Annotated in this window: 30 protein-coding genes and 1 tRNA gene; 14 read left to right on the forward strand and 17 right to left on the reverse strand. The window is 58.0% G+C overall.

The features are described from left to right. On the forward strand, window positions 1–184 hold a 184-nt coding region (locus HCK86_RS23975; protein ID WP_210259981.1), incomplete at its 5' end, for a hypothetical protein. Window positions 185–652: 468 nt separating this feature from the next. Beyond that, on the forward strand, window positions 653–1,480 hold the full coding sequence (locus HCK86_RS20055; protein WP_176086271.1) for a hypothetical protein: 828 nt from the start codon (window positions 653–655) through the stop codon (window positions 1,478–1,480). A gap of 516 nt (window positions 1,481–1,996) precedes the next feature. Here the strand turns inward: HCK86_RS20055 and HCK86_RS20060 are convergent. The 10 genes from HCK86_RS20060 to HCK86_RS20105 all read right to left on the reverse strand — a co-directional run bounded on the left by HCK86_RS20060 (window position 1,997) and on the right by HCK86_RS20105 (window position 10,459). Further along, window positions 1,997–4,249, reverse strand: a complete 2,253-nt coding sequence (locus tag HCK86_RS20060; RefSeq protein WP_176086272.1) for a CHAT domain-containing protein — start codon at window positions 4,247–4,249, stop codon at window positions 1,997–1,999. Window positions 4,250–4,414: 165 nt separating this feature from the next. Then, window positions 4,415–5,134, reverse strand: a complete 720-nt coding sequence (locus HCK86_RS20065) for a hypothetical protein (RefSeq protein ID WP_176086273.1) — start codon at window positions 5,132–5,134, stop codon at window positions 4,415–4,417. Window positions 5,135–5,614: 480 nt separating this feature from the next. Then, on the reverse strand, window positions 5,615–6,280 hold the full coding sequence (locus tag HCK86_RS20070) for a transcription termination/antitermination NusG family protein (RefSeq protein WP_176086274.1): 666 nt from the start codon (window positions 6,278–6,280) through the stop codon (window positions 5,615–5,617). Window positions 6,281–6,291: 11 nt separating this feature from the next. After that, complete coding sequence (locus HCK86_RS20075; protein WP_176086275.1) at window positions 6,292–7,035, reverse strand: hypothetical protein; 744 nt, start codon at window positions 7,033–7,035, stop codon at window positions 6,292–6,294. Then, on the reverse strand, window positions 7,022–7,474 hold the full coding sequence (locus tag HCK86_RS20080) for a hypothetical protein (RefSeq protein ID WP_176086276.1): 453 nt from the start codon (window positions 7,472–7,474) through the stop codon (window positions 7,022–7,024). Before HCK86_RS20080 ends, HCK86_RS20075 begins: the two co-directional genes overlap by 14 nt. Continuing rightward, window positions 7,458–8,327 carry a hypothetical protein gene (locus HCK86_RS20085; RefSeq protein ID WP_176086277.1) on the reverse strand — a complete coding sequence of 290 codons (870 nt, stop codon included), beginning with the start codon at window positions 8,325–8,327 and terminating at the stop codon, window positions 7,458–7,460. Before HCK86_RS20085 ends, HCK86_RS20080 begins: the two co-directional genes overlap by 17 nt. Continuing rightward, window positions 8,327–9,070, reverse strand: coding sequence for a hypothetical protein (locus HCK86_RS20090; RefSeq protein ID WP_176086278.1), 744 nt, complete (start codon window positions 9,068–9,070; stop codon window positions 8,327–8,329). Before HCK86_RS20090 ends, HCK86_RS20085 begins: the two co-directional genes overlap by 1 nt. Next, window positions 9,067–9,645, reverse strand: a complete 579-nt coding sequence (locus HCK86_RS20095) for a GcrA family cell cycle regulator (protein ID WP_176086279.1) — start codon at window positions 9,643–9,645, stop codon at window positions 9,067–9,069. Before HCK86_RS20095 ends, HCK86_RS20090 begins: the two co-directional genes overlap by 4 nt. 68 nt (window positions 9,646–9,713) lie before the next feature. After that, window positions 9,714–9,959: a hypothetical protein gene (locus HCK86_RS20100; RefSeq protein ID WP_176086280.1), complete on the reverse strand. Its 246-nt coding sequence runs from the start codon at window positions 9,957–9,959 to the stop codon at window positions 9,714–9,716. After that, entirely contained in the window at window positions 9,956–10,459 is a 504-nt protein-coding gene (locus tag HCK86_RS20105) for a hypothetical protein (protein ID WP_176086281.1), read from the reverse strand. The genes HCK86_RS20100 and HCK86_RS20105 overlap by 4 nt, the downstream gene beginning before the upstream one ends. 659 nt (window positions 10,460–11,118) lie before the next feature. Here HCK86_RS20105 and HCK86_RS20110 point away from each other — a divergent pair. From HCK86_RS20110 to HCK86_RS20135, 6 genes are all read left to right on the forward strand, one after another. Further along, the gene (locus HCK86_RS20110; RefSeq protein ID WP_176086282.1) at window positions 11,119–11,739 is read left to right on the forward strand and encodes an XRE family transcriptional regulator; all 621 of its coding nucleotides are present in this window, start codon (window positions 11,119–11,121) and stop codon (window positions 11,737–11,739) included. 206 nt (window positions 11,740–11,945) lie between these two features. Beyond that, window positions 11,946–12,326, forward strand: coding sequence for a hypothetical protein (locus HCK86_RS20115; RefSeq protein WP_176086283.1), 381 nt, complete (start codon window positions 11,946–11,948; stop codon window positions 12,324–12,326). Further along, window positions 12,323–12,493: a hypothetical protein gene (locus HCK86_RS20120; protein ID WP_176086284.1), complete on the forward strand. Its 171-nt coding sequence runs from the start codon at window positions 12,323–12,325 to the stop codon at window positions 12,491–12,493. The genes HCK86_RS20115 and HCK86_RS20120 overlap by 4 nt, the downstream gene beginning before the upstream one ends. A 135-nt stretch (window positions 12,494–12,628) precedes the next feature. Continuing rightward, entirely contained in the window at window positions 12,629–13,171 is a 543-nt protein-coding gene (locus HCK86_RS20125; RefSeq protein WP_176086285.1) for a hypothetical protein, read from the forward strand. After that, complete coding sequence (locus tag HCK86_RS20130; protein WP_176086286.1) at window positions 13,168–13,434, forward strand: winged helix-turn-helix domain-containing protein; 267 nt, start codon at window positions 13,168–13,170, stop codon at window positions 13,432–13,434. The genes HCK86_RS20125 and HCK86_RS20130 overlap by 4 nt, the downstream gene beginning before the upstream one ends. After that, complete coding sequence (locus HCK86_RS20135) at window positions 13,425–14,639, forward strand: site-specific integrase (protein ID WP_176086287.1); 1,215 nt, start codon at window positions 13,425–13,427, stop codon at window positions 14,637–14,639. Before HCK86_RS20130 ends, HCK86_RS20135 begins: the two co-directional genes overlap by 10 nt. A gap of 54 nt (window positions 14,640–14,693) precedes the next feature. On the opposite strand, the gene HCK86_RS20140 is transcribed toward HCK86_RS20135, so the two are convergent. Together HCK86_RS20140 and HCK86_RS20145 are read right to left on the reverse strand one after the other, a co-directional pair. Further along, window positions 14,694–14,770 (reverse strand) — tRNA-Arg (locus HCK86_RS20140). A 93-nt stretch (window positions 14,771–14,863) separates the two neighbouring features. Then, a complete protein-coding gene (locus HCK86_RS20145) occupies window positions 14,864–16,027 on the reverse strand; it encodes a M20 aminoacylase family protein (RefSeq protein ID WP_176086288.1) in 1,164 nt (387 codons plus the stop codon). A gap of 148 nt (window positions 16,028–16,175) precedes the next feature. On the opposite strand from HCK86_RS20145, the gene HCK86_RS20150 reads away from it, so the two are divergent. Both HCK86_RS20150 and HCK86_RS20155 read left to right on the forward strand, forming a co-directional pair. Beyond that, a complete protein-coding gene (locus HCK86_RS20150; protein WP_176086289.1) occupies window positions 16,176–17,273 on the forward strand; it encodes a D-alanyl-D-alanine carboxypeptidase family protein in 1,098 nt (365 codons plus the stop codon). 20 nt (window positions 17,274–17,293) lie between these two features. Then, window positions 17,294–18,376, forward strand: a complete 1,083-nt coding sequence (locus HCK86_RS20155; RefSeq protein WP_176086402.1) for a GTP-binding protein — start codon at window positions 17,294–17,296, stop codon at window positions 18,374–18,376. On the opposite strand, the gene HCK86_RS20160 is transcribed toward HCK86_RS20155, so the two are convergent. From HCK86_RS20160 to xerD, 4 genes are all read right to left on the reverse strand, one after another. Beyond that, window positions 18,363–18,614: a sulfurtransferase TusA family protein gene (locus HCK86_RS20160; protein WP_176086290.1), complete on the reverse strand. Its 252-nt coding sequence runs from the start codon at window positions 18,612–18,614 to the stop codon at window positions 18,363–18,365. The genes HCK86_RS20155 and HCK86_RS20160 overlap by 14 nt on opposite strands. Further along, window positions 18,611–20,044, reverse strand: a complete 1,434-nt coding sequence (locus HCK86_RS20165; protein WP_176086291.1) for a murein L,D-transpeptidase family protein — start codon at window positions 20,042–20,044, stop codon at window positions 18,611–18,613. The genes HCK86_RS20160 and HCK86_RS20165 overlap by 4 nt, the downstream gene beginning before the upstream one ends. Window positions 20,045–20,400: 356 nt before the next feature. After that, window positions 20,401–21,354, reverse strand: a complete 954-nt coding sequence (locus HCK86_RS20170) for an acetyl-CoA carboxylase carboxyltransferase subunit alpha (RefSeq protein WP_176086292.1) — start codon at window positions 21,352–21,354, stop codon at window positions 20,401–20,403. A 77-nt stretch (window positions 21,355–21,431) separates the two neighbouring features. Then, window positions 21,432–22,391, reverse strand: a complete 960-nt coding sequence (xerD, locus tag HCK86_RS20175) for a site-specific tyrosine recombinase XerD (protein ID WP_176086293.1) — start codon at window positions 22,389–22,391, stop codon at window positions 21,432–21,434. A gap of 96 nt (window positions 22,392–22,487) precedes the next feature. Here xerD and HCK86_RS20180 point away from each other — a divergent pair, with 96 nt between their 5' ends. From HCK86_RS20180 to HCK86_RS20190, 3 genes are read left to right on the forward strand one after another with little or no spacing between them, the layout of a single operon-like run. Further along, complete coding sequence (locus tag HCK86_RS20180) at window positions 22,488–23,084, forward strand: shikimate kinase (protein WP_176086294.1); 597 nt, start codon at window positions 22,488–22,490, stop codon at window positions 23,082–23,084. A 5-nt stretch (window positions 23,085–23,089) separates the two neighbouring features. Then, on the forward strand, window positions 23,090–24,217 hold the full coding sequence (gene aroB / locus HCK86_RS20185; protein ID WP_176086403.1) for a 3-dehydroquinate synthase: 1,128 nt from the start codon (window positions 23,090–23,092) through the stop codon (window positions 24,215–24,217). After that, the gene (locus HCK86_RS20190; protein ID WP_176086295.1) at window positions 24,210–25,514 is read left to right on the forward strand and encodes an HlyC/CorC family transporter; all 1,305 of its coding nucleotides are present in this window, start codon (window positions 24,210–24,212) and stop codon (window positions 25,512–25,514) included. The genes aroB and HCK86_RS20190 overlap by 8 nt, the downstream gene beginning before the upstream one ends. A 73-nt stretch (window positions 25,515–25,587) precedes the next feature. On the opposite strand, the gene HCK86_RS20195 is transcribed toward HCK86_RS20190, so the two are convergent. After that, window positions 25,588–25,869, reverse strand: a complete 282-nt coding sequence (locus HCK86_RS20195; RefSeq protein ID WP_176086296.1) for a BolA family protein — start codon at window positions 25,867–25,869, stop codon at window positions 25,588–25,590. A 119-nt stretch (window positions 25,870–25,988) separates the two neighbouring features. Between HCK86_RS20195 and HCK86_RS20200 the strand changes: the two genes are divergently transcribed. Then, entirely contained in the window at window positions 25,989–26,621 is a 633-nt protein-coding gene (locus tag HCK86_RS20200) for a J domain-containing protein (RefSeq protein WP_176086297.1), read from the forward strand. Window positions 26,622–26,667 lie beyond the last annotated feature (46 nt).

Below are 26,667 nucleotides of genomic sequence, written 5' to 3' on the forward strand. Positions count from 1 at the left end.
ACTAAAAAGCGTCGCGAAACCCCGCTCACTTTTGTCTCTATTGGAAAAATGCGAACTTGCCCTGCCATTTCACGACAAAGGTCAATTCTGCTTCGCGACAAGACATAAATTGAAGTGGCTCGGTCTTTTTGAGCAAGCCGGCACGTGCTCTCAAGTGGTTTTCGGCACCACTTCTGCTGCTTGACCATGAAAAACTAAAGCGGGGCAGAGCCCAATCCGAGTGGCCGACACTTCCCCAAGGGCAGATATTCCCTCGAAACACGCCAAAACCTGCCAGTCCGTTCACGGCCCCATTTCTGCCGGTCCGGAAGGCGCCCCAATATCGGACGTTCGCGATCTTGGGCGGAACCCCCGTAAGCAGTCGTTTGCTGTGACCTAAAGCTGACCGTGGCGCCAGGCAAGAAGGGACTTTGCAACCACTGGCGTGTCAATCAATTGAATGATGTTCCGTCCCACCGCCGATCTCATCTTTTTCCTGCACCCTATCAGAAAGTCTTGAATAAACACTTGCGGAGTACCGCTCCGCAATACTTCTCATAACTCGTAGACTTTCACATTATCTTGGTGAAACGCTTGTGGCCTCCCTTGATCCCGGTGATAGAACCGAGAGATAAAAGATGGTGATCATTTAGAGAACGGCAGGAAGCAACAAATGACCAAAGAAATTCCGTCGCTGAAAAGCCTTGAACATTTCCTCTTTGAGGTCCCTCTTTACGCTCCCTACAGTCTGAATGAAGAGTTTGGCCACTCGCAACTTTATGGTTGGAGTAAACAGACGCACGAACACGAGATAAAAATTGACGGGCATTGCCCCTACTGCAACCGTCAAACAACATTTAGTGTTAGCTTCCAGCAGATACCCCTCGGCGACGCTCGCAACAAGATCGCCTACCGTGTTTCAAACGATAGAATGGCCGTGCTTTGCAGCCGTAACAGATTTCACTGTATCTACTACTTCTTCCGTATTGAAGAATTGGTCGTCCAAAAGATTGGCCAGTACCCTTCCTTGGCAGACATCGCCAATGATGAAGTCGCGATCTATCGGAAAGATATGGAAAGGCTGGACGCACAAGAATTTCACAAAGCCATCGGTCTTGCTGCCCATGGAGTAGGTGTAGGTTCATTCGTCTACTTACGTCGAGTCTTCGAGCGCCTGATCGAGAGGCGCTTTGAGGAGTCTAAAGATGAAGAAGGCTGGCAAGATGCTCAATTTCACGCAGCACGGATGGAAGACAAGATAAACCTTATGAAAGAACATCTGCCGGAATTTCTAGTGGATAACAGGAAGATTTACTCGATCCTGAGCGTTGGTGTGCACGCGCTCGACGACAAGACTTGCTTGTCCTGGTTCGACGCCATGAAGCAGTCGATCATCATCATTCTCGAAGATGACAAAAAGAAAAAGGATGAGCTTAAGAGGCGAAAAATATTCGCCGGGGCGATAGCGAATTTCTCACCCAACGATGCCGCAAAAAGTTAGTCAGGCACACGCAGCTCATTGCTGCTGCATCAGCGGGGTCAGCCTCGATAGATAGGGCTTGAAGGAGACGATCGGCGGTTGGCGTAAATCAATGGAAGAGTGAGGCGGCTTCTGGTACCAAAGAATCGGAGAAAAACGGAAGAATTTCGGGACTATGCTACGCGGAGGTTAGGAGGAGCGTAAGGCTACGCCTGAAGCTGGTAGAGGCCTGATCTCTCTGCTTGGCCGAACAACGGTCTGAGCTATACATGTTCCGTGTTACATCCGAAAAGCATCGGCGCGTATTGTGTGCACTAGTGTCCGCTTCGCTAATATGTAAGGCAAACCTGCCAGTCAGCAGTCTGCCCTGTTGCAGCCTTTCTGCATTGCGCCGCCGTTTTGGTCGGTCAGCGGCTCTCGGCCCGATCCTAAAAGCTGCCATTCGTTGCGCGACGTGCGAACTTTCGTTGAGGGCGAATAGCGGTAGTTCGCTGCACCTTAAGCCCTCTACGGGAGCGGACTTGGTCCGCGCTTGTACTATTGATTTGTGTCTGTCTCAGCCCGTGCCTCATCCCTGAAGCCGTCGTCTGGATGAACGATAATGGTTTCGGGACACCCCATCTGTAGATAACTAATCGCAGTCGAATTAGCGATCGCCGAGCGCAACTCGTGCCACGCCCGCTTCTCATCAATACCACGATCGGACAATTCCGCGACGACCGTTTCGTACGGCCACTGGTCGCCACCATTAATAGCCAAGTTACCTGCTAGATGAACAGCTCTATAGGTTTCTTGGTCAATCAGACCCTTACTTTTCAGTCGTCGGCAAAAGTCAGTCAGCAATTGCATCCGGATCATACCGCCCATGATCTCCATCCAGGTCAAAGATTGATTGAACACTTTGTGGGATGCCGGAACAAATTCAGCAACGCGATAGAGTAATCTGGCAATAAAGGACGCCGCATCCCGCGCATCGATGGGAAAAACGGAGCCCAGAACCGTGCGCGCACCAATCGCGAGGAACCCATTGGCCGTCGAGGCGTGGTTTCGGTCGGCTGCATGCGTATCGCAAGCACTAAGAATTACAATCGGTGGGACCCGAAGCCGCTTACGTTGCAACTGCCAGATATCGATACTCTCTTCTAAAAGTTGAAGCTCGGCAGGTTTGCCTTTCGCATGCCCGCCGTGTCCATCAAAGATGACTAAAGAGCCATTGTAGGAGTTCAGTGCAGCAACCAAGTCTTCCTCGTTCCGAATTCGCTCTGTCCGGACACAAACTTTATCCGCGAAATGAGGCTCGAAGATAGCAAATGCTTTATCAAAATACATGCTTATGGGGTCGTCATTCCTAAGCGCGCTCAATATCAAGATTTCTTCAAAATCCGATGTCGTCAGGTGTAGGTTTTCTTTCGGCAAGACTTGCTCGATGAAGAGATTTCCAGGCGTGACGGGGATTCTTGAGATATCTTTCTGGACGCAGAGTGGAAGCCCGCGAACATTCATCCATTCAAGGTGGGCATCCGCAATCAGGCGGATTCCATCTTCGGCCTCTTCGACAAACTCGAAAAATTCTGTTGGCACAGACGCCGTGATTGCGCTCTGGGCCTTTTTGAACGCGTCCAGCCTCTTCTTGTCTGTGGTCCGCTTTGCGTGGTAGTGTTGAGCAAATTGCCGGACCTGACCAGATGTTCGGTTGACTGAATTCGGCAGCCTGATGACAGCCGACACTTCCGAAGCAGATAGAGTACTTACGCATTCTGTCGCAAGTCTTAGCTCGGCGGCGCGCTCAGAAATGAGCGGATGTAGTCTGGTTTCTTCGCCGTCCTCTGCCCCGAGTATAGCCTTCGCTTGGGCCTGTGTACTGGCTTCAAGGCCATAGCCATCCTGACGTTGAAAAACACGTCTCACAGCAAGAAAACGTCTCTTTTCTTCTGTTAACAACGGCGCATTAGTTAAGTTTGCTTCATGAAAATGCGGGTATACAGCGGGGGCAAACAAGTTAACACTTGGTGGTCGACGGAAATATTTATTGGCAGCTCGTTCGCCGATGCGCTCCCTTTCCATCAGAACTGAACGTGTGGTTTGAACGATTAGTTCGACGTAAGGAGCGATCCCTTCGTCAATTTGGGTAAATCTACCGTCGATTGTGTTGTGATATCCCGCCGCGTAAAGCGCAGACAGATTGGGGGCTATTGCGTTATGGCCACCGACTTTGTATCCAAGATCGCGTTCTTCCGGTTCGCGCCAATTTCCAAGATGCGTCCGAGCGATCTCCAGAGCATCGGGTTTAACCTGTCCTTTCAAGGCATCGCAGATGTTAAGGAATGCTTCCTTGAGCTTTTCTAGACTGAACTCTTCGTATGTTATAGTGCCCCCTTTTTCGGCGACGACCGTAAGAGGAAATGAGTGAGCGTCTATCCAATCGCGATACGTCTCGATGTTATGCTCACGTCCGAGAAAGAGGACCAAGAACGGAACGACCGGAGGCGTAATCATGCTCTTTAGCGCTCGCGGTGACTGGCCACGCCATATCACTGGAGCTTGGCCAGACATTCTCCGTGGGAGCCGGATTTTTTGCCCCTCCGGCGTCAACTCCCAAATGTCGCTTGGCAATGTGTTTATGAGATGGATGATGCCGGCATTGTCCATCAGGCTGCGGGCAAAACCTTGCAAAAGGCTGGCCTCATATGGGTCGCCATCCTCAACAGGAATGACGTAGGCAATATCCCAAAGAAGATCGTAAAGATCCTTGCCGCTATCGGTTGTCTGGCTCTGAAACGTGTTAATCATCCTTGAACTTTAGCGCAGCGCTACGACCGCTGGAAGTGTAGGATTTTTCCTCCTACGCGCGACAAATGGTCTGTTTAGTGAAGCTGAACTGCGGCACGAACTGGCAAGGCGCCCGACCGCTGTAAGCCTAAAGACTCCATTAGACGATGCGGGGATGAACTATGCTCAAAACGGGATATCGTCATCAAGGTCTCGTGAGAGTTTTGGTCCTTCGATCTGTTTGGGCGGTGGAGGGAGTTTCTTCTTTTGCTCCGGAGGCGGCAACTGAGCCGCCTCCGGCTCCTTGCTCTTCGCAGATGCCAAAAGGTCATTAATTCGCTTAACAAGGTCGCTGAGCGGGTTTAGGGCTTCACCATAAGCCTTCGCGACATACGCGACGTCAAGTGCCATGAGCATAGCGTTGTTGAACGGTGTCCGTGCCCTGTCAACATCAGCGTCGAACGCATTCAGCTTTGCGTAAAGAGAGTTCCTCTTTCTTTCGTCCAGGTCTGCGCCCTCAAGTATGTTTCGGATTTTCTTGACATACCCATGGACACGCTCTTTATCGGCCGCTGACAGTTCCACCGAATAGACCTTCCCCGTTCGAACTTTTCGAAGTGAAACCTTCATAACAAAGCGCTGCAACGCGAGAGAGAATTCGTCGTAAGCTCCGGAGAAATCGTGCTGTATTGGGGGCACATCGAAATTGGCTATCTCGTCAACCTCCAGCGCCCCAGCGGCTGCGACAACTTTATTCATGTAGTCCTGCTGAAAATACCTAGGATCATCACGGTCATCGAGGGATGCTATGTTTTCTCTCAGCTTGGAGTCCAACATTTCGACGACCTGAGTGAAAGCAATCTCGTTATCGTCGTTCAGCGATGCGTAAAAATCGTCGTCAGTCATAACACCCTCATTTTATACTAAAGATAGCGAGGCCAGCGGCGCCCTACAACTTGGACAACTCCGTCACCCACAGTTTAAAAACAACGAATCGGCGGAAGGTTAACCCTGTCTAAGTGCCGCTGGTTCTGTGACTTTTTGAGCAGTTTCATCTCGCTCCTAAACGTGCATGGAGAACGCCCGCTACCGCCATCTTGGAAGCCAAAAGCCGCCAGACCGGTTCCGGCCCCCTTCCCGCCTTCGGCCTGTCCGACTGACTTTAGCCTGCGCTAAACTTTAGCCCTGACTTTAGGCTTTGAATTTAGCCTCAGACTGGGCAGACCGCGCGGTGCCAAATACCCGCATGGCCACCGGCCCGGGGAAGGACCCGCGGTTTTCCTGTGAGGCGGCTTTCGGGGTGAGACAGGGCGGATCACCAAAGCGACCCGCTCTTCGCAATTGTCGTCGCTGGCTGTTGAGGCCAGCCGTCTGCAGCTGGCCGCCTCAGACCTTGCTGATCACAGCAAGCGGCACGACCATCGGCGTCATCCGTCCGAACAGATCCACCTCGATGACGACATCGCCCTTGCCTGTCATATTGGCTGTCACCACCGTCCCCACCTGCCCGGCAAAGATCCCCTCTTCGACTGTGACCTGCTCGCCTGCAGCAACCTGCACATCACTTAGCCGCTCATAGTCAAAGGCACCGTTGTCAGCCTTGCGCATCAGCGCCGAGATCGCATCGGCAGATATGGCATAGGGCGTCTCCCACCCGCCGAGGATTGCCGTGACATGTTCCTGCCTGAGCAATCCCCTCAAAGCCTTTGCCGTGCTGACAAAGCGGACAAGGACATAGCCCGTCATCAGCACTTCGTCCTGCGGCGGTAAGATCCTGCCACGCCGCTTGCGTCGCTTGCCCCGCCGCATCGGCACCAGCGCCTCAGCTCCGATTGCCGTCAGGGCAGCTTCCGTCTCCTGCTCGTGTCCCGGATGAACTGCGGCCACATACCAGCATGCCGTATCGCTCGCCGTGTCTGCAGCAAGCGCCCCCTGCTCGTCCCGCCGGATCTGCCGGGCCGCCTCATCCCGCTCCAGCCTGCGCAGGCTGCGCTCACCCAGTTCCGCTTCAATGCTGCCCGTCGTCCTGATCGTTGCCGCTGCCGTCATCATTGCTGCCATCCTCATTGTGCCGCCACCCCGCTCTGCCCGATCCGCTGAAGCCTGCCGAAGAAGCCGTTGAGCGCTGCCTCTGGCGTTGCCGCGTTCAGCGGCGGGAAGTAGACCCATTCCGCCCTGCCCGTGCCCGGCAGCCACGGATAACCCCGTCCCCTGTGCTCAGCCTCCCATGCCCGCCAGAGAGCGCTTCCGACCCGGACCTGCTCAAAGTCCGCGCCAAGCAGCACGGTCTCCGGAGACACCCGGACACCCCGGCCCGGATAACGCAGTGCCTGCTCGTGCATCGCATTCACCGATGGCCAGCCCATCTTCTGCATCCGCTCATGCCGGAGGGCATCACGATCCGCCCGACCGGATGCAATCTCATGCTCCTGGAACCGGGTCAGCGGTGGCAGCGGTGTGCAGGGCTCTGCAAGCCGGATGAAGCGTTCAGCCATCCAAGCCTTGCCGAAAGTGGCAGCAATGGCAGGACCGGTCGCCGGCGCTTCCATCCCGTCTGGAACCTCCTGCCAGCGTTTGCCCCTGAGATAGGTGCTGGCGGCAAACTTCACCGTCCTGCCCTCCATCGCAGACAGGGTGAGGAAGGCCGGCAGAAGCGAGGAGGCCCTCTCCCTGTCTTCGACAGACAGCCCCTGCCACTCGGCAAAGGCCCGCTCGTCACTGTCATCGCCGAAGGTCGGCCATTGCCTGTAGAACTTCAGGAAGGCCCGGCGCACCGTCCTGCGGTCATCGCCCTCAGCGCTGGTCATCATGCTCTCCTGCCGCTTGCACTGTCCGGCTGGCGGCAATGCCTGCCATCATCGCCCGGACCTCTGCCGCCTTCTGCCGGCGGCGCTGCCGCTCTTCCGGCGAGATCGTGACCGACAGCTGGCGCCGTTCTTCGATACCCCTCAGCCGTTCGCGTTCGATCCGGAGCATATCCCGGTCATGGCGGGCGGCATCATCGATCAGGGCGGAGAGTTCTGCCGGCTTTGGCAGGAAGGAGCGGAAGCGCTCATAGCGGCCGAGCCGGAGGTTCTCGAACACACGCCGCATCGCCCCGACGGGCTTGTCACGGAGCACACCGGCATAAAGCTCCGGTGCCAGTTCCGCAGCGATGCTGTCCGGCACGACGAAGCCGTATTGCATCAGCCTGGCCAGCATCAGGTCAGCGCGATGTTCGCCTGCCGGTTCAAGCGCTGCTCTCAACCGTCCAGTCGCTTCTGTCGATGTCGATGACGTCTGCATCTCTTGTGCCATTGTCCTGCCTCATGCGCTTGCGGAGGGTTTCCTGCACCCGCCTGTTGTGTTCTCGGAGATGATCGGAGCGTGACGGAGCGGATTGGCCCGGCGGTGGCTGGGCGGCACGGCGGACCGATTGCTCAATCCACGCAACCGGATCCCCGATCCGCTCGGCCTCAGCCCTGACGATCCGCTCGAAGATCAGCCGGCAGTCGTCACGGGCTGTGCGGCACCATTTGCCGATCAGCGGACGGGCGCGTGCCTCGGTCAGACCGGTCTGGCGCATCAGTGACGCCACCCCCTCTCCCCAGAGCCGGTCCCGGTAGTCGACCCGCTCCGGCTGAGACGCCCCTGCGTCCGTTCCGTCAGGAACGGTATTCTTAATCTGGCTTCTGGCTTCTGGCTTCTGGGGCTTATCCCCACCCTTAAGCCGGGGGTTATCCGACGGCTGATTATCCGTGTCTTTTGAAAGACTTGGATTACCACCCCTGCGGCCATTCCTGCGCGCCGTTGCCGCCTTCTTCGCCATGCGTGCCATTTTGCGCGAGTAGATCGTGCCATCTTTCGTGCGGGAGAACACACCGGCCGTTTCCAGTTCGCCGAGCAATGCGGTGACCTGGTCGGGCGTTGTGCCTGCCAGCACGGCGATCTGCGCGTCTGCCGGGCAACGGCCGCTGACGAGAAGATGTCCGTAAGGGGTGGCCTCATGCATCAGGCAGATCAGCTCGATCCACAGACCGCGCGCTGCCATGCTGCACATTCTGAGCGCCGGATCGGCCCGCCAGTCCGTCGTGAAGAACTTCAGCCAGGGATCCGACATCAGCCGAGTTCCCGTTCGATCCGCCTGCCGATCCGGACGATCTCATCGGCCTTGCCGGAGAGATCCATGGCCAGCTTCAGCAGCCGGTCATGCTCTTCGCAATGGGTCTTGCGCGCCGCCATGAAGCCGGCATGGAGCCGGTCAAAGCCGGCCTTTGCTTCCGTATATTCATCGAGCAGAGGATTGCTTCCCTCCGGGCCGAAGAAGGCCTCGCGGACCTCACTCACCCATGCCCGGGGCACATTCAGATCCCGGGCCAGCGTCGTATCCGTCCATGATCCCTGATAGCCGCGGTCTCCGTAAACATCATCCAGCTTCTCGGTGATGATCCGCCGGTCTTCCCGGTCCATGGCCGGCGGCGGATCGGCCTGCGGTGCGGTGGCGGCCTCAGGCGGTGCTGTCGGTCTGACGGCAAAGGCCTTTGTGGTCATTGCTGCCTTACGCGGTTTTACTGCTGCCATATCCTGTCCTTTCATGCGGTTTGTGACGGGTGGTCTGCGCCGGCAGGCCGGGCACCGGTCTTCAGCCGGTGTCGCACCGACCCTCCAGCCGCCGGCGCGGAAGTGATCCCTGATGGTGTCCGGCTCATCCTGCCGAAGAGCGGTGCTGAGGATCGCGTAGCCACTGGCCTCACAGCAGCCGCAGACAATCCGCAGCGCTCCGGCAAGCCCCGCACCATGGCTGACGGTGGTGCGTTCGAAGTGGCGGATGGGAGCGCCTTTCGGTCCGGCTGTGGCACTCATGCGGAAGTCTCCCGCGTGACAGCCCCGGCATAGCCGCCCCATTGTCCGCGGCCGGCCGGCACCTTTCGCTTCTCATAAGGCCGGTACATCAGCTTCTGATGCTCCGGGCAGTAGGCGGCGCCCTCAGCCACCGGCCTTCCGCAGCATGGGGCATCCGGTCCGAGCCGCTCACCGCCCGGTGTCAGCACCAGCCGGCACTGGAATTCGCCGCAGTCGATAAACCGTACCGTCGGTTGACCGGGAAGCTGCATATGCTGTGTGTCATAGGCCTCAACCGGGATCAGCTTGCGTAACCGCGCTTCTGCCACTGGTGCTGGCTTCTTCGGCTTCCGCTTCCGCTTCACCAGCAGCTTTGCGGCCTTCGATCTGCGCGCGGCAGCGGCAGCGGCGGCGGCGGCAGCCTTTTCCTCCGCGGACATCTTCTGCCGCACCGGAAACAGGTCCGGATTGCGGCGGGCAATACCGGCAATGACCATGCGTGAGACACCCCACGCCCCGGCAATCGCCGTCAGCGTCCTGCCATCCCGGCGCATTGCCGACATCGCCTCGATTTCCTGTCGGTCCCAGTACTTCACAAGACCTCTCCTTTCCGTTCGGGATGCCCGCCCAAATCTTAAGGCGGGACACCGGAGCGGAACGGGGGTCAGCTGCGGAAGCGACGACGCCAGTCCGTCGCCGCTTCGATCTCCTTCATGCACAGCGCGTCCAGTGCCTCTTCGCTCAGTGCATCGTGTGCAGCGTGTGCATCATGTGCCGCCTGCACCTTTGCTGTGCCTGGCTGCGGCTGAGATAGTCCGATCTCTGGCCTGCAGGCATCTGTCCGGGGCCGGATCTCGTCACGCACAACCCGGTGGGTTGGTGGTTCGGCAAAGGGAAAGCTGCCCTTCATCGCGCGGCCCTCCCGCCGGCCACAGAAAGACCACCGCCGGCAATCGCGCCGATCAGGCAGCGCTTGAGCCGGTCCTCGCTGATTTCCTTGTCGGAGAGTTTCTGCAGGCAGAGATGCGCCTCCGCAGGCGTCACATGGCCGTCGGCCAGCGCCTCGAGGATGGTGCTCATCAGTTCGCTTTCGTTTGCCTGGTCGCCCGCCATGCACTGGATCAGCGACAACGCCACCCGGCTGCGTTCATCCGCTTCCGTCAGCCTGCGTCCCGCGGCAGCCGCCATTGCCTCCGTCACCAGCGGGGCATCGGTATCCTCTTCAAGGATCCGCACCACCGGGATCGGCATGATGTCGGTATCGCGCTTGCCGTTCCAGCGGCCGACGGCACTGGTGGAGCGGTTGGTGATGAGGGCAACGCGCTCAATCCCCCCTGCCCGTTTGATCAGGTCGCGCTGGGCGCAGCGGATGGCGAGGATGAACGGATCGATGGAGGGCTCTTCGGCCATGTCTCTCCCTTTCGAAAGCAGCAAAAAGCCATGCGCGCCGGGGAACACCCGGCGTCGTTTCCCATGGCGGGACGATGGATCGTGGTTTAGGGTCTGCTCAGTCAGGCAGTGCCCCTAGGGCGGGCGGAGCCGGAAAGGACACGAGGGTGACGGACCGGCGAATAAAGCCAGAGCCAGGAACCAGCGCCGGAGCAGACCAGACTGTCGCCTGCTCCGGCGCACCCCGCATCGACCGGCCGGGAGGAAAATGCCGGTCCGATGCCGCGTGCAGCAACAGGCCGAAGATATCACTGCCCGGTGCGCGCGAAGGGAAAAGGAAATCATACAAAGTCCTCCCGCGTTCCGAACGCAGGACGCCCCACCTCTTCGGGCCAAACTGCCCCGGCTGGCCAATTAACCGAAAGCCATTCGACAGCCCGGTCCAGCCTCAACACGCCGATATCACTACCGTTACGAAGCGCTGGTATTCGTTTGCCGTCATTAAACAGCCGAGACGACAACGTCGCCTCAGCAATATGGGCTGTCCCGCAAAAGCGCTCTATGAGCAGAAGAAATGAAGCAATGCTTTCCATGGATACAAAATGCGGGACATATCCCGATTTTGTCAAGGGGTATGTCCCGCTTTTGTATATGCGCAATTTACGGGATAAATCCCGTACATGGTTAGCACACTCGACAAAATACTTGAGCGAATTCAGGCCGAGGCAAGAGCTAAGAAGATAAGCCTCCGGCAACTCGCCTTGCGTGCAGATTTTGGACCAGACCTTTTCCGCGACTGGAAGCGTGGAAAAGCGAACATGCCCAGCCTGGACACTATTGGTCGTATCGCGAATATTCTGGGATGCAGTGCAGGTTGGCTGGCATATGGCGAACCCTCCCCCGGTCGAAAAATACTCGTGCCCGTAGTTTCCTTTATTAGTGCCGGAAAACTGGCGGAACCCAATGGGGCAACAGTAAGGTCACAAGAATATATTGAGCTTCCAGAAAACAGTCTGCGAAATGGAAACTGGATAGCCTTGCGGGTCGAAGGGGATTCGATGGATCTTTACTCTCCGCCCGGATCCATCATTTTTGTGAACCGCAATGAATGCGAAGCAATTGACGGCGGCTTTTATGTCTTCGCGACGGACGACGGAGACGCAACTTATAAACGCTTCCGCCAGGATCCCGACAGGCTCGAGCCAGAGTCGACCAATCGCGAACACAAGACTATCTACCCGACAAATCCACTGACCATAATCGGCAGGGTAAGACATACCCTCTTCACCTTCCCGGCCTGATTCCTCCATCACTCAGACAAAAATGCCCACCCTTGCAGTGAACCAGCTTGCAAGAGTTCAATGAGTCCAATTCTCTTTGAGGGATATATCCCTTAATTTGTGTTGACTGCGGGATATATCCCATTGTACCGTTCTCCTACAGACTGAACGGCCAACTAACTGCGCCAATCGATCTGCCGTAACCATGAGACGGAACGGAGGATGCAATGAGCGTCTACCTGGTAAGATCCTCAACAACCAAACACCTGCACGGCATTGTCTGGGGCAATCTGGACCAGATCTGGGATGTCGTTGATGAGGCGATCGAGCCCGAAGACTTCGAGTTTGCGAAACTCGGCCCCGGCGGCATGTTCTCGGCAAAAGGAATAGCACCGCGCGTTATTGATGAGACCGATAGCCCGGAGGCACCGGCCTTGCCGAATGGCGGATATCTGCCGCCCCATCTCGCGCCCTCGGAGCTGACCTTCGACGCCCTTGTCTATCCCGACGGCCTGCGCTGGCGGCGCTTCGATGACACGCTCGGCAAACATGGTCTCGTTTCCCGTATCTGCGCTGCAGTCGACGCCCGGAAAGGCGGTGAAGCATGAACCTCCACTTCATCGCTCATACCCATCCCCTCACCATGGAAGACTGCATCTTCCTGCGTCGAGTGGCTCTGTCTTCGGTCATTGCTGGCTGTGGTCTTGCTCTCTTTCTCATCGTCCGCGAGCTCGCCGCTCTTGAAACGGCACTTGCAGCAGCTTCGGGGGTGTAGCTGTGACGAAACATGATGCTCTCACAGGCGCTCTCCACGGTCGGTCAGGTGAAAACTCGGTAGGTCCTGTTTCGCGTCCGCTGGTCAGCGCGTTCAAGACTATCCCGGCACATCTTCTGAATGAGGCGAACAACAATGGCTAACCGCCTTCCGGCGCGGGACCGTCTCGACAGATACCGTGCACTGATATCACGGGCCGTCCCACTGGCGGATATTCTGGCCGATACCGCCGGCATGCATCTTGAGGTCAGAGGTCCGGACGAGCCGGAGATCATCTGCTCTCTCCCCGCGACCTGCCCCGCAGACAACAGCGAACTGATCCGCAGACATATCGAGATCCCGGCTGATCTGATCGGCATGCTTGATGCAGCCGCAAGGCGCGACGCCGAGCGCAGACAGGAAATCGAACGACTAAAGCAGGCGCTTGAGGCCAAAGGCGGAAAGCCCGCAAAGGACTATGCCGCCGAATGCGCCATGAAATGCGCCGAGCCAGCCTTCATGCGATTTTTGATCGAACAGCACGACCTGCCGCATCCAGCGACGGAGAAGACAGCCGCGACGCGGGTGCGGTCGATACTCTCGATTGGGAGCCGCAGTCAGTTGAACACCGATCCTGATGCCGCTCATCGTTGGAGGCAGATGGTCAATCAATTTGAAATTTGGAGAAAAACTAGATGACAACCACGGGGCAGCGAACGCTCGGTTCAAATGCGATTTTCTTAACGGAAGCGCAGATCGCCGCCAGGATGGGGCTTTCCACTAGCCAATTGAAGGCAGCACTTCCCGCGCTTACGAAGTCCGGCTTTCCAACGCCGGATCCACTCTTCCTCAACCGCCGCTACTGGCCCGCATGCGAAGCCTTTCTCAATCGTCGTTACGGACTGATAGAATCTGCAATGCAGGCCACTCCCGGCCTGGATGGAGAAGAAACATGGAACTGAAAGCAACTGGCCTCAAAGTAAGGCGAAGAGGAAATGGAACGGTCGCATATTATTGGGTTGCGTCGGCAGTGTCCCGCGACACTGCAGGCTATCCGCTCAAGACCGTTCGCGTTCACGGCGATGAAGACGAAATCAGGCATCGTTGCACTATCCTAACCGCAGAACTGAAAGAGTGGCTGTCGCAACAGGACAAAGGGCAAAACAAACGATATGATGGCACGCTAAAGTCATTAATCCGTCTTTACCAAACAACACCAGAGAGCCCTTACAATCGTGTAAAGGCGAATACGCGTGCAATGTACGATGAGAGTCTTGGACTTCTGGAAAAATCAGTCGGCGCACGCCGCCTGGGAAAACTAACCGGACTCGATTTCATTCGCTGGTATAATAATTTCAAACTTCCTACGAGTTCAGGAAAGCCGGAACGCCAACGCCGAGCATACAAAGCCATGCAGCTACTCCGTATCGTTATCAAGTTCGGCGTAGTTATGAACATCGCCGACTGCTTTCGACTGTCGACAATTCTTTCCGGCATGGAGTTCACTGCCCCAGCGGCGCGCACTAAGTCGATCACCTATGATCAAGCACAAGCCATCTGCGAAACTGCCGCCAAAAAAGGACTTCTATCGATAGCTATAGCTCAAGCTCTCCAGTTCGACCTAACGCTCCGGCAGATCGATGTGATTGGTCGTTGGGAAAAGGCCCATGGCCCGGTGGCTGGAGGTATCGTCGATCGCGGCCAGCGATGGGTCGACGGTTTGCTATGGTCGCACATCGACGCCAATGGCGTACTTTCGAAGCCAACAAGCAAAACCGGCCAGACAGCCGAACACGACACCCGCGCCTACCCAATGCTTGGCCAACTGCTAGATATGATCCCGCAAGATGAAAAAGTCGGGCCAGTCATAAAATCAGAGACAACCGGACTTCCCTATCGCTATCGCTATTTCTACAAGATCTGGCGCGAGGTAGCGACGGAAGCAGGCGTTCCGAAAGACGTTTGGAACCGAGATAGCCGCGCTGGTGGCGTGACGGAGGGATCCGATGCAGGTGCCGATATCGAACACCTGCGGCACCATGCGAACCATAAAAACATCCAGACAACGACTCGCTACAACCGCAAAACGCTGGAGAAAACTCGCCATGTCGCGGAGCTTCGCGTCGCCCGCAGAAAGACCGTGAACACACCGAAAACAGACGTGTAGGAACGCCTTTCGGAACGTGTAGGAACGCATGATAGACTATCTGATTGAAATCTTTGGTGATCCCGACGCGATTCGAACGCGTGACCCTCAGATTAGGAATCTGATGCTCTATCCTGCTGAGCTACGGGACCACTCGACCTTCTCCATACAAAAGCTTAATGGCGAAGGAAAGCCCCGCCGGGAGAAAATCCGATGTGCTTCATCTCGACCTGCAGCACCCGGGATCAGGCCCGCAGCCGGCGCTCGGCAAGCGTGACCCAATAGGAGATGCCATAAGGCAGGGCATCGTCATTGAAATCATAGCCGGCGTTATGGAGGCCGGCGCTGTCGCCATTGCCGATCATGATAAACGCACCGGGCCGGCTCTCGAGCATATAGGAGAAATCCTCGGCCGCCGTCCAGGGACCAAAATCCGTGTCAACCGCATCCGTCCCGGCAACCGCAATGGCCGCATCCGCGGCGTGAACGGCTTCCTCCGCGTGATTGACGGTCGCCGGATAGTTGCGCTTGTAGCGCAGTTCCGCCTTTGCCCCTTGGGCTGCGGCAATCCCCGTTGCGATTGCCTTCAGACGCTCTTCGGCAAGATCGCGGTTTTCCGGTGTGAAGGAACGCACGGTTCCGCCCAGCCTTGCCTGATCGGGAATGATGTTGTGGGTCGAGCCCGCGTGAAATTCGGTGATCGAGACCACCAGCGCATCGATCGGGCTCACCATGCGCGAGGCGATCGTCTGCGCGGCAAGCACGATCTGGCTGCCAATCACCACCGGATCGATCGCCTTGTGCGGCTGGGCGGCATGGCCGCCGCGCCCGGTGACAATGATCTGAAACTCATCGGTTGCCGCCATGATCGGGCCAGAGCGGATTGCGAACTGGCCAAGCGGGATCCCCGGGTAATTGTGCATGCCATAAACTTCGGCGATGTTGAAGCGCTCCATCAGCCCGTCATCGATCATCGCCTTGCCACCGGCCCCGCCTTCTTCAGCCGGCTGGAAGATCAGCACCACTGTCCCGGAAAAATTCCGGCGATCGGCCAGCAGCCGTGCAGCCCCCAGAAGCATCGCCATATGTCCGTCATGGCCGCAGGCATGCATCTGGCCAGGCCGCTGCGACGCCCAGTCGAGGCCGGTCTTCTCCTCGAGCGGCAGGGCATCCATATCAGCGCGCAGACCGATCGCTCTTCCGCCTGCGCCCTTGCCGTGAATAACGCCGACCACGCCGCTCCTGCCAATCCCTTCGACAATCTCGTCAACACCGAATTCCGTCAGCTTTTCGACAATGAAGGCCGCAGTGTCGCCAACTTCGTAAAGCAATTCCGGATTCCGGTGCAGGTGACGGCGCCAGGCGGTTGCCTCACTGGCGATGGCGGCAGCAGAATTGAGCAAAGGCATAGGGAAACCCGAATTTGAAATCGTTCAGTCCAAAGCGGCAATGTGGGACGCCAGAGCCGAACATGCAACATGCTTTCGCATCTGCCGAGTTGATGTATAAAGAAAACCATCGCAAGAGGGGCCAGTGACATTGAGCGGCGGAAAACCCATGACAGGCAGAATAGCGCGGATGCTGCGGCGTCTTCCCCTGACCCTGTTGGCGCTGACTGTCATGGCCCAGTTGCCGGCAGCCGGCGCAAGCGCCAATCCCTATATCGTCGTCGATGCCAAGACCCAGCGCGTCCTGTTTGCCGATGAAGCCTTCAAGCGATGGTATCCGGCATCACTGACCAAGCTGATGACCACCTATCTCGTCTTTGAGGATCTGGTGGCCGGACGGCTGCGCCTCGACACGCCCATCACTGTCTCGGCAGCTGCGGCCAATGAAGCGCCGTCGAAAATGTACTTTTCGCCCGGCACAAGGATCACCCTCGACAGCGCGCTGAAAATGATGCTCGTCCACTCCGCAAATGATGCGGCCAAGGCCGTGGCCGAAAACGAACCGGGTGGCGAACAGGCCTTCGTCGCGCGCATGAACGCCACGGCCGCTTCACTCGGCATGAACAGCACCCATTTCGTCAATGCCAATGGCATGCCGAAGGACGGTCAGTATACCACGGCACGTGACATGGCCGCGCTGGCCATGGCGCTGCAGAAAAACTTCCCGCAATTTGCCTATTTCTTCGACATACCCGGCATCTCAGCCGATAGCGGCCGCTACCGCAATACCAATCTTCTGCTGTCGACCTTCGATGGCGCGACCGGCATGAAGACGGGCTATATCTGTGCCGCCGGTTACAATCAGGTCTCCACGGCGCAGCGGGACGGCCATAGCGTCGTCAGCGTCGTCCTCGGTGCCTCTTCAATCCCTGATCGGACCGAGACGTCCGCCAGGCTGCTTCAGTCCGGCCTGACGGTCGCAAGCGAGAACGGCCCGTTGCTGAGTGCATTCCGTCCCGGCCCCGATGTCGACAAGACCGTCGCCGACATTTCATCCACCATGTGCACGCCCGAGGCCATTCAGGCGCGGATCGGCGTGATTGATGAAGATGGCAATTATCCGCTCAATTCGCCCTATCTGAAGCCGTTGCCTGAGGATTACACCACTGTACCGGCCAAGCGGCTTCCGAATGATACCGACATGGCCGCCGCCGAACTCGACCAGTTGAAGACGATCCCCCTTCCCTATGCACGGCCAGCGCAGTAAAGCTTGGCACCATGTACCAGATTACCAGTCCCATACCCGTTTCCATCATCACCGGCTTCCTCGGTGCCGGCAAGTCCACACTGCTCAACCGGCTTCTCACCGATCCGGCATTGTCGGATGCAGCCATCATCATCAATGAGTTCGGCGAGATCGGCATCGACCACCTGCTTGTCGAGCAATCCGGCGAGAACATCGTTGAATTGTCGAATGGCTGCCTGTGCTGCAGTGTACGCGGCGAATTGATCAATACGCTTGCCGATCTGCTGGACCGGATGCAGACCGAGAAGATCCGCCCCATCAGCCGTGTCGTGATCGAGACAACGGGCCTTGCCGACCCGGTACCGGTGCTCAAGGCCGTGATCGCCCATCCGGCCATCGCCGCAGCCTTTGCCATTGATGGTGTGATCACGCTCGCCGATGCGCAAAACGGGCTCGCCACGCTCGAGAACCACGAAGAAGCCGTGCGTCAGGCCATGGTCGCCGACCGGCTGATCATCACCAAGACCGATCTTGCAGCGTCGGAAAAGACACTGGCACTGAGACAGCGTCTTGCCGCGCTGAACCCCAATGCAGAACTGCTCGACAATGCAGAGCTGAGCAATCCGCAGGCTGCGCTTCTCGCCGCCGGCCTGTTCGATGCAGCGCGGCGCCAGCCTGAGGTCGGCCAATGGCTGAGCGAAGCCGATGCTGCGCACCATCATCATCACCACGACGTCAACCGCCATGGCGACCATATCCGGTCTTTCGCGCTTAACTGCGAGCGTCCGATCGCCCGTGCCGATCTGATGGCCTTTTTCGATATGCTGGCCGCCCGTCACGGCCCGTCCATCCTGCGGATGAAGGGTGTTGTGGCGCTTGAGGGCGAGGCGCTGCCCGTCGCCATTCACGGCGTCCAGGAGATCATCTATCCGCCCGTGCGGCTGAAAGCCTGGCCGCCCGGTGAAAAACCGACGAGCCGGCTGGTGCTGATCACCGCCGATCTGAAGGAAGATGTGGTCCGGGATCTGTTTGACGCCTTTCTCGGCAGACCGGTCATTGATCGGCCGGACCGGACGGCACTTACCGAGAACCCGCTTTCAGCCTTCGGTTTCAAACCCGGCTGACGTCGCGCCTTATCGTGAAGCGGTCATAGCCTTCAGCGCGCTCCTGCTGCACCAGCGCGTGACCATCCTCACGGCAAAGATGCGGGATATCGATGACGGCCAGCGGATCGCTGGTGAGCACAACGAGCAAAGCGCCGGGCTCAAGGCCGGCAAGGCGCTTTTTCGTCTTGAGAGCGGGAAGCGGGCATTTCAGCCCGCGAAGATCCAGTGTTTCAGCCGCGCCGGAGCCCGGCGTCACCAGAACTTCCAGAAGGGCTTCTTCTCGCGGTCACCCTTGTTGGCATCCACCTGCGCATAGGCGGCAAGCGGGCTTGGCTCCGGAATGGGAACCGCCGAGGAAACCGGAACATCGGGAACCGGCGGCAAGGGTGCTTCGGCCGAAGCGACGTCGGTCGGGGCCGCCACCGTGTCACCGGTCGCCAGACCTGCAGGGATACTGTCGCGCAGCGACGGAGTATCATCGGCCTGATTGTTCCCCTGCGCCATCTGCAGCAGGCGGGCAAGCCAGCCGCTATCCTTTTCCGGTGCGGCAGCATCGCCAAGTGCGGTTACGACGGCAGCATCCTGTGCGCTTTCAGCGTCGGGACCATCAGGAATCGCCGCCGTCCGGGTCAGGACATCAATCGTCGGAATGGTCTTCCCGCCATCTTGGGCAAGGGCAACCTGGTACTGCTCGACCGTCAGATAGCGCCCGGCTTCAAGCGAGGGACCGGTCGGCTGATAGAGCGCATCGGTCGGATCGGGACGCGTATCGGCAACCAGCGCCTTGCGCTGAGCTTCCGTCGGATCGATCCAGACCATATCGGCATTCTTCTTCAGTGCCTTGTCATAGTCTTTCTGGTAATCAGCCTCATAGGCGTCGAGCTTGGCCTGATCATCCGCCGAAACCGTTGTCACCATGGCCGGGCACTGCGCGGACGAAACAAAGGTTCCCGCATCGGTCGGCTTTTCGTTGAAGACGTAGCTTCGGTCGCAGACATCCACCTTGGCCGGCTTTTGCGTGACCTCGAAATAGTCATAGCCGGGCTTCAGCATTTCCCAGAAATCGTAATTCTCATTATAGCGGTGACGCACCATATTGGCCGCGGTCATGCGGAAGGGATAGGCCTGCAGCATGATCGACTGCTGGCCGCCCTTGAAGGCGTCACGCGCAAAGGCAAAGATCTCCAGAATCTGTTCATCCGTCATCGAATAGCAGCCGGCCGAAGAGCAGGCGCCATGGATCATCAGATTGCTGCCGGTCAGGGCGTTGGCACTGTCATAGCGGTTGGGATAACCGGTATTGATGGCCAGGAAATATTTCGAATAAGGGTTCATCAGCCCGGTCGTCAGCGGATAGAAGCCTTCCGGCGCCTGACGGTCGCCTTCCTTCTTCTTCGGGCCGAGCTTGCCGGACCAGGCGCAGATCTCATAGGATTCGAGCTTGCCATAGGTACCGTCGCGCTTCTGCTTCCAGATCTCCAGCACGCCTTCTTCCTTGAAGATGCGGATGGTGATCGGCGCATTCCTGTCCATATCGCTGGCGCGCATCCGCGCCTCGATCTTGGTCGGCAACGGATAGTTCATCTTCTCCTGAACGGAGGAGAAGGCGGAACTATCGAAGAAACTGTTGCATCCCGTCAATGCTACGGTGGCAAAGAGCAGAGGGATGAGTGGGTTAAGTCGCATAACAGAAACCTGCCGGAATTTCGCCCTCAGTGCAATGCATCGTGCCTGCCTGGGTCCTTTCTTATGCACTGCCAATGTTCAAAAATCGTTAACCGCAATCAAATTTTTCTTCAATGCAGTCATGTTCACCGATCGGTTTTGACAAATGACATTTCAGCGCCTGGCCGCCGCGTCCCCACCCGCGGCAACAAATCGCATGCCCCATTTATCGTGTTTTCCGGTGCGCCGCTAGCGTCATACGTGTCAGAATGACCCGGCTCACGCAAAAGAGAACGGAAATTGCGCAGGCCTGCACGCCAAAACAAGAAAGGCCACGCAATCGGCGTGGCCTTTGTCATGTTTGAACAGCTGATCGTTCAGAGATTGCGGCCGATCGCCAGGAATTTCTCGCGACGGTCATTGCGCAGTTCATCCGGCGACATGCCGTCCATCGACGAAAGCGCCTCGGCGATCTGATCGCCGGTGGAATCGATGACGGTCTCGGAATGGCGATGCGCGCCGCCGACGGGCTCGGGCACGATATTGTCGATGACGCCGAGCGCCCGCAGATCCTGAGCGGTGATCTTCATATTGGTCGCGGCTTCCTTGGCGCGGGCGGAATCACGCCACAGGATCGAAGCGGCCCCTTCCGGCGAGATCACCGAATAGATCGAATGCTCAAGCATGTAGACACGGTTGCCTGCGGCGATGGCAATTGCCCCGCCGGAGCCGCCTTCCCCGATGACGACACAGGTCATCGGAACGCCGAGCGACAGGCATTTTGCCGTGGACTTGGCGATCGCCTCCGCCTGGCCGCGCTCTTCGGCGCCGATGCCAGGATAGGCGCCGGCCGTATCCACCAGCGATATCACCGGCAGATTGTAGCGGTCAGCGAGATCCATGACCCGGATCGCCTTGCGATAGCCTTCTGGCTTCGGCATGCCGAAATTGTGCTTGATTCGGGTCTTTGTGTCGTGGCCCTTCTCCTGGCCGATCACCGCAACCGGGCGACCACGGAAGCGGGCAAGCCCTGTCTGGATCGCGGCATCATCGCCAAAATTGCGGTCACCCGACAACGGTGTGAATTCGGTGAACAGACGCCTGGCATAATCGATAAAGTGCGGCCGCTGCGGATGACGGGCAACCTGCGCCTTCTGCCAGGGAGTAAGCTTCGAGTAGATGTCGCTCATCGCCTCGGTGACGCGCCCTTCCAGGCGCCGAACCTCGTCGGCGGTGTCGATGCTTTCGTCTTCCCCCGCGATCTTTTTCAGCTCAATGATCTTGGCTTCCAGATCGGAGATGGGTCGTTCGAAATCGAGATAGCTGTACATTCGTTTACGCTTTCTGCTGTCTCCCAAGGGCCGTCCGGGAGAGCATCCCTTACTCTCATTTACATACAGATTGCCGCTTAATCCCGTTTTTTTGCACTTTTTGCAAGGGGGTGATGAGTTTCCACAAGTTCCCGCAACCTTTCCTCCAGCACATGGGTGTAGATCTGCGTGGTAGAAATATCAGCATGACCAAGCAGTTCCTGCACCGCACGCAGGTCCGCGCCATTTTGCAAAAGATGACTGGCAAACGCATGGCGAAGCACATGTGGCGATATGCCTGATGCCTTCAACCCGGCGCGGGCTGCCAGCCCTTTCAGTTCGCGCGCGAAAACCTGGCGCGAAAGATAGCCTTCCTGACCGGCGGAGGGAAACAGATATTCGCTTTCCGCAAGATCGCCGCAAGCAATGGCGGCCCGAAGCGCGGCACCATAGGTCTCAAGCGCTGAAATCGCCCGCGCCGAAAGCGGCACCATCCGTTCCTTGTTGCCCTTGCCGCGGATGGTGAGGAAACGTCCCTTGCGCATCAAGACGGAGGCGGGCAGCGTCACCAGTTCGCTGACCCGCATACCGCTGGCATAAAGCGTTTCCATCAGCGCGGCCATGCGCAGCCGTGCCAGTCGCTCGCCCGCATCCCCCGCTTCAGCGGCCTCGCGCTGCGCCTGGTCGAGGAGCCGGTCGACATCCGCCACCGACATGGTTTTCGGCAGCGCCCAGCCCTTTTTCGGGGTATCGACAATGCCCGTCGGATCGTCACCGCGCATCCCTTCGGCATAGAGAAAGCGGTAGAACTGACGGATGGCCGACAAGCGCCTTGCCTGTGACGTGGCGGCGAAACCGCGCTTTGCCATATCGGAGAGATAGGCCAGCACATCATCGGAGGTTGCCTTGTCCAGCACGACGCCGCGATCGGTCAGAAAATCGCGCAGATCATCAAGATCGCGCTGATAGGCTTCCAGCGTGTTGACCGCCGCGCCGCGCTCGGCACTCAGCATTTCGATGAAGGCTTCCACATGGGCGCCCGACAAATCTGCCGCCATTTACCCTTTTCCCGTATCCAGATGGCAATATGTGCCGCAATCCCTTGACGCTTACCGTGCATTTGCCGATAGGTGAGCCAAAAGAATGGGCGCGAGATGAACGCAATACAAGAAACCGGTCCTCTGAATCTTCGCCAGAAGGCATTGCGCGGCCTTGATGGGCGTAATCTGATTCTCGTCGGGCTGATGGGCGCCGGCAAGTCCGCCATCGGCAAGATGGTCGCCGATGCGCTCGCCATTCCCTATATCGACACCGATGCGGAAATTGAAAAGGCCGCGCGGATGTCGATTTCGGAACTGTTCGAAAAATACGGCGAACCGGAATTCCGCGCGCTTGAAACACGCGTCATCGAACGCATCCTGACGGAAGGTCCGGCCATCGTCTCAACCGGCGGCGGCGCCTTCATCAATCCCGTCAATCGCGAGATGATCGCCAGCGCGGGTCTGTCGATGTGGCTGAAGGCAGATCTGGAAACACTGTGGGACCGTGTCAGACGCCGTTCGACCCGCCCGCTGCTGAAGACCGAAAATCCGAAGGAAACGCTGCGGGCGCTGATGGAGAGCCGTTATCCGGTCTATGGGCTCGCCGAGATCACCGTCATGTCGCGCAATGTTCGCAAGGAAACCGTGATGCGTGACGTGCTGAAGGCGCTCGCTGCACTCTATAATGAAAAGCCGGAGACAAAATCGTGAGTGACATGCTCGACGACAGGAAGATTGTGCGCGTGGATCTTGGCGTGCGCAGCTACGACATTCTGATCGGCACGGGACTGATCGAAAATGCCGGCGGCGAAATTCTCGCGCGGCTGAAATGCCGCAAGGTCGCGATCATCACCGATGAAAATGTCGCGCCGCTTTATCTCGACCGGTTGAGCGAGAGCCTGCAGACCGATGGCATCGAAACCTTTTCGGTGACCCTGCCAGCCGGCGAAAAGACCAAGAGCTTCGACAATCTCCAGACCGTCGTCGACGAAGTGCTGGACGCCAGAATTGAACGCGGCGATGCCGTGGTCGCACTCGGCGGCGGCGTGATCGGTGATCTGACCGGCTTTGCTGCCGGCATTGTCCGCCGCGGCGTCAACTTCATTCAGGTCCCGACCTCACTTCTGGCGCAGGTCGATTCATCGGTCGGCGGCAAGACCGGCATCAACGCCCGCCAGGGCAAGAATCTGATCGGCGTATTCCACCAGCCAGGCCTGGTTCTGGCCGACACCGGTGCATTGAACACGCTGAGTGACCGCGAATTTGCCGCTGGCTATGCCGAAGTCGTCAAATATGGCCTGATCGACCGGCCTGATTTTTTCCACTGGCTTGAGAAGAATCGCAAGGGGATCTTTGCGGGCTCCGATGCGCGCGCCGAGGCGATCGCGGTCAGCTGCCGGGCAAAGGCGGACGTGGTTGCGGCCGATGAGCGCGAAAACGGCGCAAGGGCGCTGCTCAATCTTGGCCATACCTTTGGACATGCGCTGGAAAAGGCGACCAATTACGACAGCGCCCGGCTCGTTCATGGCGAGGGCGTTGCGATCGGCATGGTGCTGGCGCATGAATTTTCAGCCCGCATGAACCTCGCCAGCCCCGATGATGCCGTGCGGATCGCGAAACATTTGCGTGAAGCGGGGCTGCCGACGCGCATGAGTGATATTGACGGCGCACTGCCGCCACCTGATATATTGATGCAGGCAATCGGACAGGACAAGAAGAACAAGGGCGGCAAGCTGACCTTCATTCTCACGCGCGGCATCGGCGAAGCCTTCATCGCAGACGATGTTCCGGCCTCTGAAGTTCTGGCATTTCTGACGGACAAGCATCCCAATGGTCATGGGTGACATTACGCAATTTCTCGCCGACTACGGCACGACACTGGCGATCGTTTTCGCGCTGATCGTGATATCGGCATTCTTTTCCGGCTCGGAAACGGCGCTGACGGCGGTTTCCCGGGCACGCATGTATTCGCTCGAGGAGAAGGGCGATCAGCGCGCGGCAACCGTCAATCAGCTGACGACGCGGCGGGACCGGCTGATCGGCGCCCTGCTGATCGGCAACAATCTGGTCAACATCCTCGCATCGTCGCTGACGACAACGCTGTTTCTCGGAATTTTCGGCGATTCGGGCGTGGCCTACGCCACGCTGATCATGACGACGCTTCTGGTTGTCTTTGCCGAAGTGCTGCCGAAGAGCTGGGCGATTTCGGCCACCGACCGCTTCGCGCTCTTCGTCGCGCCGCTGGTGCGCATTGTCGTGCTGGTGGTCGGTCCGCTCTCAAGCGCGGTCAATTTCATCGTCCGCATGATCCTCGGCGCCTTTGGCGTCACGCTGTCGAAAAGCGGCTCGATGCTCTCGGCGCAGGATGAGCTGCGCGGCGCTGTCGATCTGCTGCACAAGGAAGGTTCGGTGATCAAGGCCGACCGTGACCGGCTCGGTGGCGTTCTTGACCTCGGCGAACTGGAAGTCTCCGATGTGATGATCCACCGCACCGCCATGCGTGCGGTCAATGCCGAGGATCCGCCGGAGCTTGCCGTGCGCACCGTGCTGGAAAGCCCCTATACGCGCCTGCCCGTCTGGCGCGGCTCGATCGACAACATCATCGGCATGGTTCACTCCAAGGACCTGTCGCGCGCATTGGCGGAACCTGGCGCAACGCCCTTCAACATCGATATCGTCAAGGTTGCGCAGAAACCCTGGTTCGTGCCCGACAGCACCAATCTGAAGGACCAGCTGAACGCCTTTCTGCGCCGCAAGGTCCATATCGCCGTCGTCGTCGACGAATATGGCGAGGTGCAGGGCATCGTCACGCTGGAAGATATCCTCGAAGAAATCGTCGGTGACATCGCCGACGAGCACGATCTGGAGATCTCCGGCGTGCAGCAGGAGGCAGACGGTTCGATCGTCGTCGATGGCACGGTTCCGATCCGCGACCTCAACCGGGCGCTTGAATGGAACCTGCCGGACGAGGAAGCCACCACGATTGCCGGCCTGGTGATCCATGAAAGCCAGACAATTCCTGAAGAACGTCAGGCTTTCACCTTTTACGGCAAGCGTTTTATCGTTATGAAGCGGGAAAAGAACCGCATCACCAAGCTGAGGATCCGCCCCGTCGGCGACGAGGCGGCCGCAACGCTTTAGCCCAGTGAATTTTTGTCTGGTGCATTGATCTGAAAATCGGAGACGGTCTTCAGGTCAATGCACCAGTGTCAGCTTACCAACGTGTTGCCTCTCCGGGGGCAGCCGCTTCGATTGCCAGGGCATGAAGCCCCGCGGCAATTTCTTCTTGTAATGCCTCATTGACGGCACGATGCCGTGCAATGCGGCTCATCCCTTCAAATTGGGACGAGACAATCCGAACGCGCAAATGGGTGATCTCAGGTGCGTTCGGCTCATGAAAATGACCGGCATGCCTTTCGCTCTCATCCATCAGGATAAGGCGTTCCGGGTTGAAGAGGCCCTGAAGTTTCTCTTCGATCACGGTTTTTGCCGACATCATTTTCTCCATTGATTGAACATGCTTTGCGCGCCGCAGGATAACCGCTCACAAAGCCAGCAACAAACTCCTTTGTCAATTCTTGTTGTCGAAGGCACTGAGGGTCATAATCAGCCGCTATGAATCTCGACTCCAAATATTTCGACCGCCTCCGTACGCGGCGCAAACGCCCGGCTCAAGCCAAGGCAGAGACGTCTGCGCCCATCTGCCAGTGGGACGGATGCGACAAGCCGGCCAATCACCGTGCACCCGTCGGCCGCAATGCCGAGGGCAAGTTCTTCATGTTCTGCTTTGAGCACGTGAAGGAATACAACAAGGGCTACAATTATTTTGAAGGCCTTTCCGACGGCGAAATCGCCCGCTACCAGAAGGAAGCGCTGACCGGTCACCGCCCGACCTGGACCGTCGGCGTCAATGGTGCGGCGCGCCAGACGCCGCTGAACGGTTCCAAGCGCTCCGGAAGCGCCGCCTCTTTCAACAAGATGCGCGATCCTTTCGGCTTCGTTCATGACGGTGACGGCGCTTCTCCACGGTCTTCCAAGCCTGAACGCAAATTGAAGACGCTGGAAGCGAAAGCTTTCGACACGTTGGGCTTGACCGCATCGGCCACGGCGAGTGATATCAAGAAACAGTACAAGGTGCTTGTGAAGAAGCACCATCCGGACACGAATGGCGGCGATCGCGGTTCGGAAGAAAGATTTCGCGCCGTTATTCAGGCCTACCAATTGCTGAAGCAGGCCGGTTTCTGTTAGGCCCATGGCTTAACTGCGGCAAGACTGAAGGCGACCCCCACGCTTG

This window comes from Martelella sp. HB161492 (assembly GCF_013184775.1).
Classification (GTDB): Bacteria; Pseudomonadota; Alphaproteobacteria; order Rhizobiales; family Rhizobiaceae; genus Martelella.

What these genes read in the sequence shown, in the direction of transcription:
- HCK86_RS20115 (WP_176086283.1), top strand. Translation starts at nt 11,946, where the DNA reads ATGAGCGTCTACCTGGTAAGATCCTCAACAACCAAACACCTGCACGGC.
- HCK86_RS20100 (WP_176086280.1), bottom strand. Translation starts at nt 9,959, where the DNA reads ATGAAGGGCAGCTTTCCCTTTGCCGAACCACCAACCCACCGGGTTGTG.
- aroB (WP_176086403.1), top strand. Translation starts at nt 23,090, where the DNA reads ATGCTCGACGACAGGAAGATTGTGCGCGTGGATCTTGGCGTGCGCAGC.
- HCK86_RS20090 (WP_176086278.1), bottom strand. Translation starts at nt 9,070, where the DNA reads ATGAGTGCCACAGCCGGACCGAAAGGCGCTCCCATCCGCCACTTCGAA.
- HCK86_RS20150 (WP_176086289.1), top strand. Translation starts at nt 16,176, where the DNA reads ATGACAGGCAGAATAGCGCGGATGCTGCGGCGTCTTCCCCTGACCCTG.
- HCK86_RS20135 (WP_176086287.1), top strand. Translation starts at nt 13,425, where the DNA reads ATGGAACTGAAAGCAACTGGCCTCAAAGTAAGGCGAAGAGGAAATGGA.
- HCK86_RS20200 (WP_176086297.1), top strand. Translation starts at nt 25,989, where the DNA reads ATGAATCTCGACTCCAAATATTTCGACCGCCTCCGTACGCGGCGCAAA.
- HCK86_RS20165 (WP_176086291.1), bottom strand. Translation starts at nt 20,044, where the DNA reads ATGCGACTTAACCCACTCATCCCTCTGCTCTTTGCCACCGTAGCATTG.
- HCK86_RS20110 (WP_176086282.1), top strand. Translation starts at nt 11,119, where the DNA reads ATGGTTAGCACACTCGACAAAATACTTGAGCGAATTCAGGCCGAGGCA.
- HCK86_RS20055 (WP_176086271.1), top strand. Translation starts at nt 653, where the DNA reads ATGACCAAAGAAATTCCGTCGCTGAAAAGCCTTGAACATTTCCTCTTT.
- HCK86_RS20060 (WP_176086272.1), bottom strand. Translation starts at nt 4,249, where the DNA reads ATGATTAACACGTTTCAGAGCCAGACAACCGATAGCGGCAAGGATCTT.
- HCK86_RS20085 (WP_176086277.1), bottom strand. Translation starts at nt 8,327, where the DNA reads ATGTCGGATCCCTGGCTGAAGTTCTTCACGACGGACTGGCGGGCCGAT.
- HCK86_RS20190 (WP_176086295.1), top strand. Translation starts at nt 24,210, where the DNA reads ATGGGTGACATTACGCAATTTCTCGCCGACTACGGCACGACACTGGCG.
- HCK86_RS20070 (WP_176086274.1), bottom strand. Translation starts at nt 6,280, where the DNA reads ATGATGACGGCAGCGGCAACGATCAGGACGACGGGCAGCATTGAAGCG.
- HCK86_RS20125 (WP_176086285.1), top strand. Translation starts at nt 12,629, where the DNA reads ATGGCTAACCGCCTTCCGGCGCGGGACCGTCTCGACAGATACCGTGCA.
- HCK86_RS20195 (WP_176086296.1), bottom strand. Translation starts at nt 25,869, where the DNA reads ATGTCGGCAAAAACCGTGATCGAAGAGAAACTTCAGGGCCTCTTCAAC.
- HCK86_RS20120 (WP_176086284.1), top strand. Translation starts at nt 12,323, where the DNA reads ATGAACCTCCACTTCATCGCTCATACCCATCCCCTCACCATGGAAGAC.
- HCK86_RS20170 (WP_176086292.1), bottom strand. Translation starts at nt 21,354, where the DNA reads ATGTACAGCTATCTCGATTTCGAACGACCCATCTCCGATCTGGAAGCC.
- xerD (WP_176086293.1), bottom strand. Translation starts at nt 22,391, where the DNA reads ATGGCGGCAGATTTGTCGGGCGCCCATGTGGAAGCCTTCATCGAAATG.
- HCK86_RS20180 (WP_176086294.1), top strand. Translation starts at nt 22,488, where the DNA reads ATGAACGCAATACAAGAAACCGGTCCTCTGAATCTTCGCCAGAAGGCA.
- HCK86_RS20075 (WP_176086275.1), bottom strand. Translation starts at nt 7,035, where the DNA reads ATGACCAGCGCTGAGGGCGATGACCGCAGGACGGTGCGCCGGGCCTTC.
- HCK86_RS20145 (WP_176086288.1), bottom strand. Translation starts at nt 16,027, where the DNA reads ATGCCTTTGCTCAATTCTGCTGCCGCCATCGCCAGTGAGGCAACCGCC.
- HCK86_RS20105 (WP_176086281.1), bottom strand. Translation starts at nt 10,459, where the DNA reads ATGGCCGAAGAGCCCTCCATCGATCCGTTCATCCTCGCCATCCGCTGC.
- HCK86_RS20130 (WP_176086286.1), top strand. Translation starts at nt 13,168, where the DNA reads ATGACAACCACGGGGCAGCGAACGCTCGGTTCAAATGCGATTTTCTTA.
- HCK86_RS20065 (WP_176086273.1), bottom strand. Translation starts at nt 5,134, where the DNA reads ATGACTGACGACGATTTTTACGCATCGCTGAACGACGATAACGAGATT.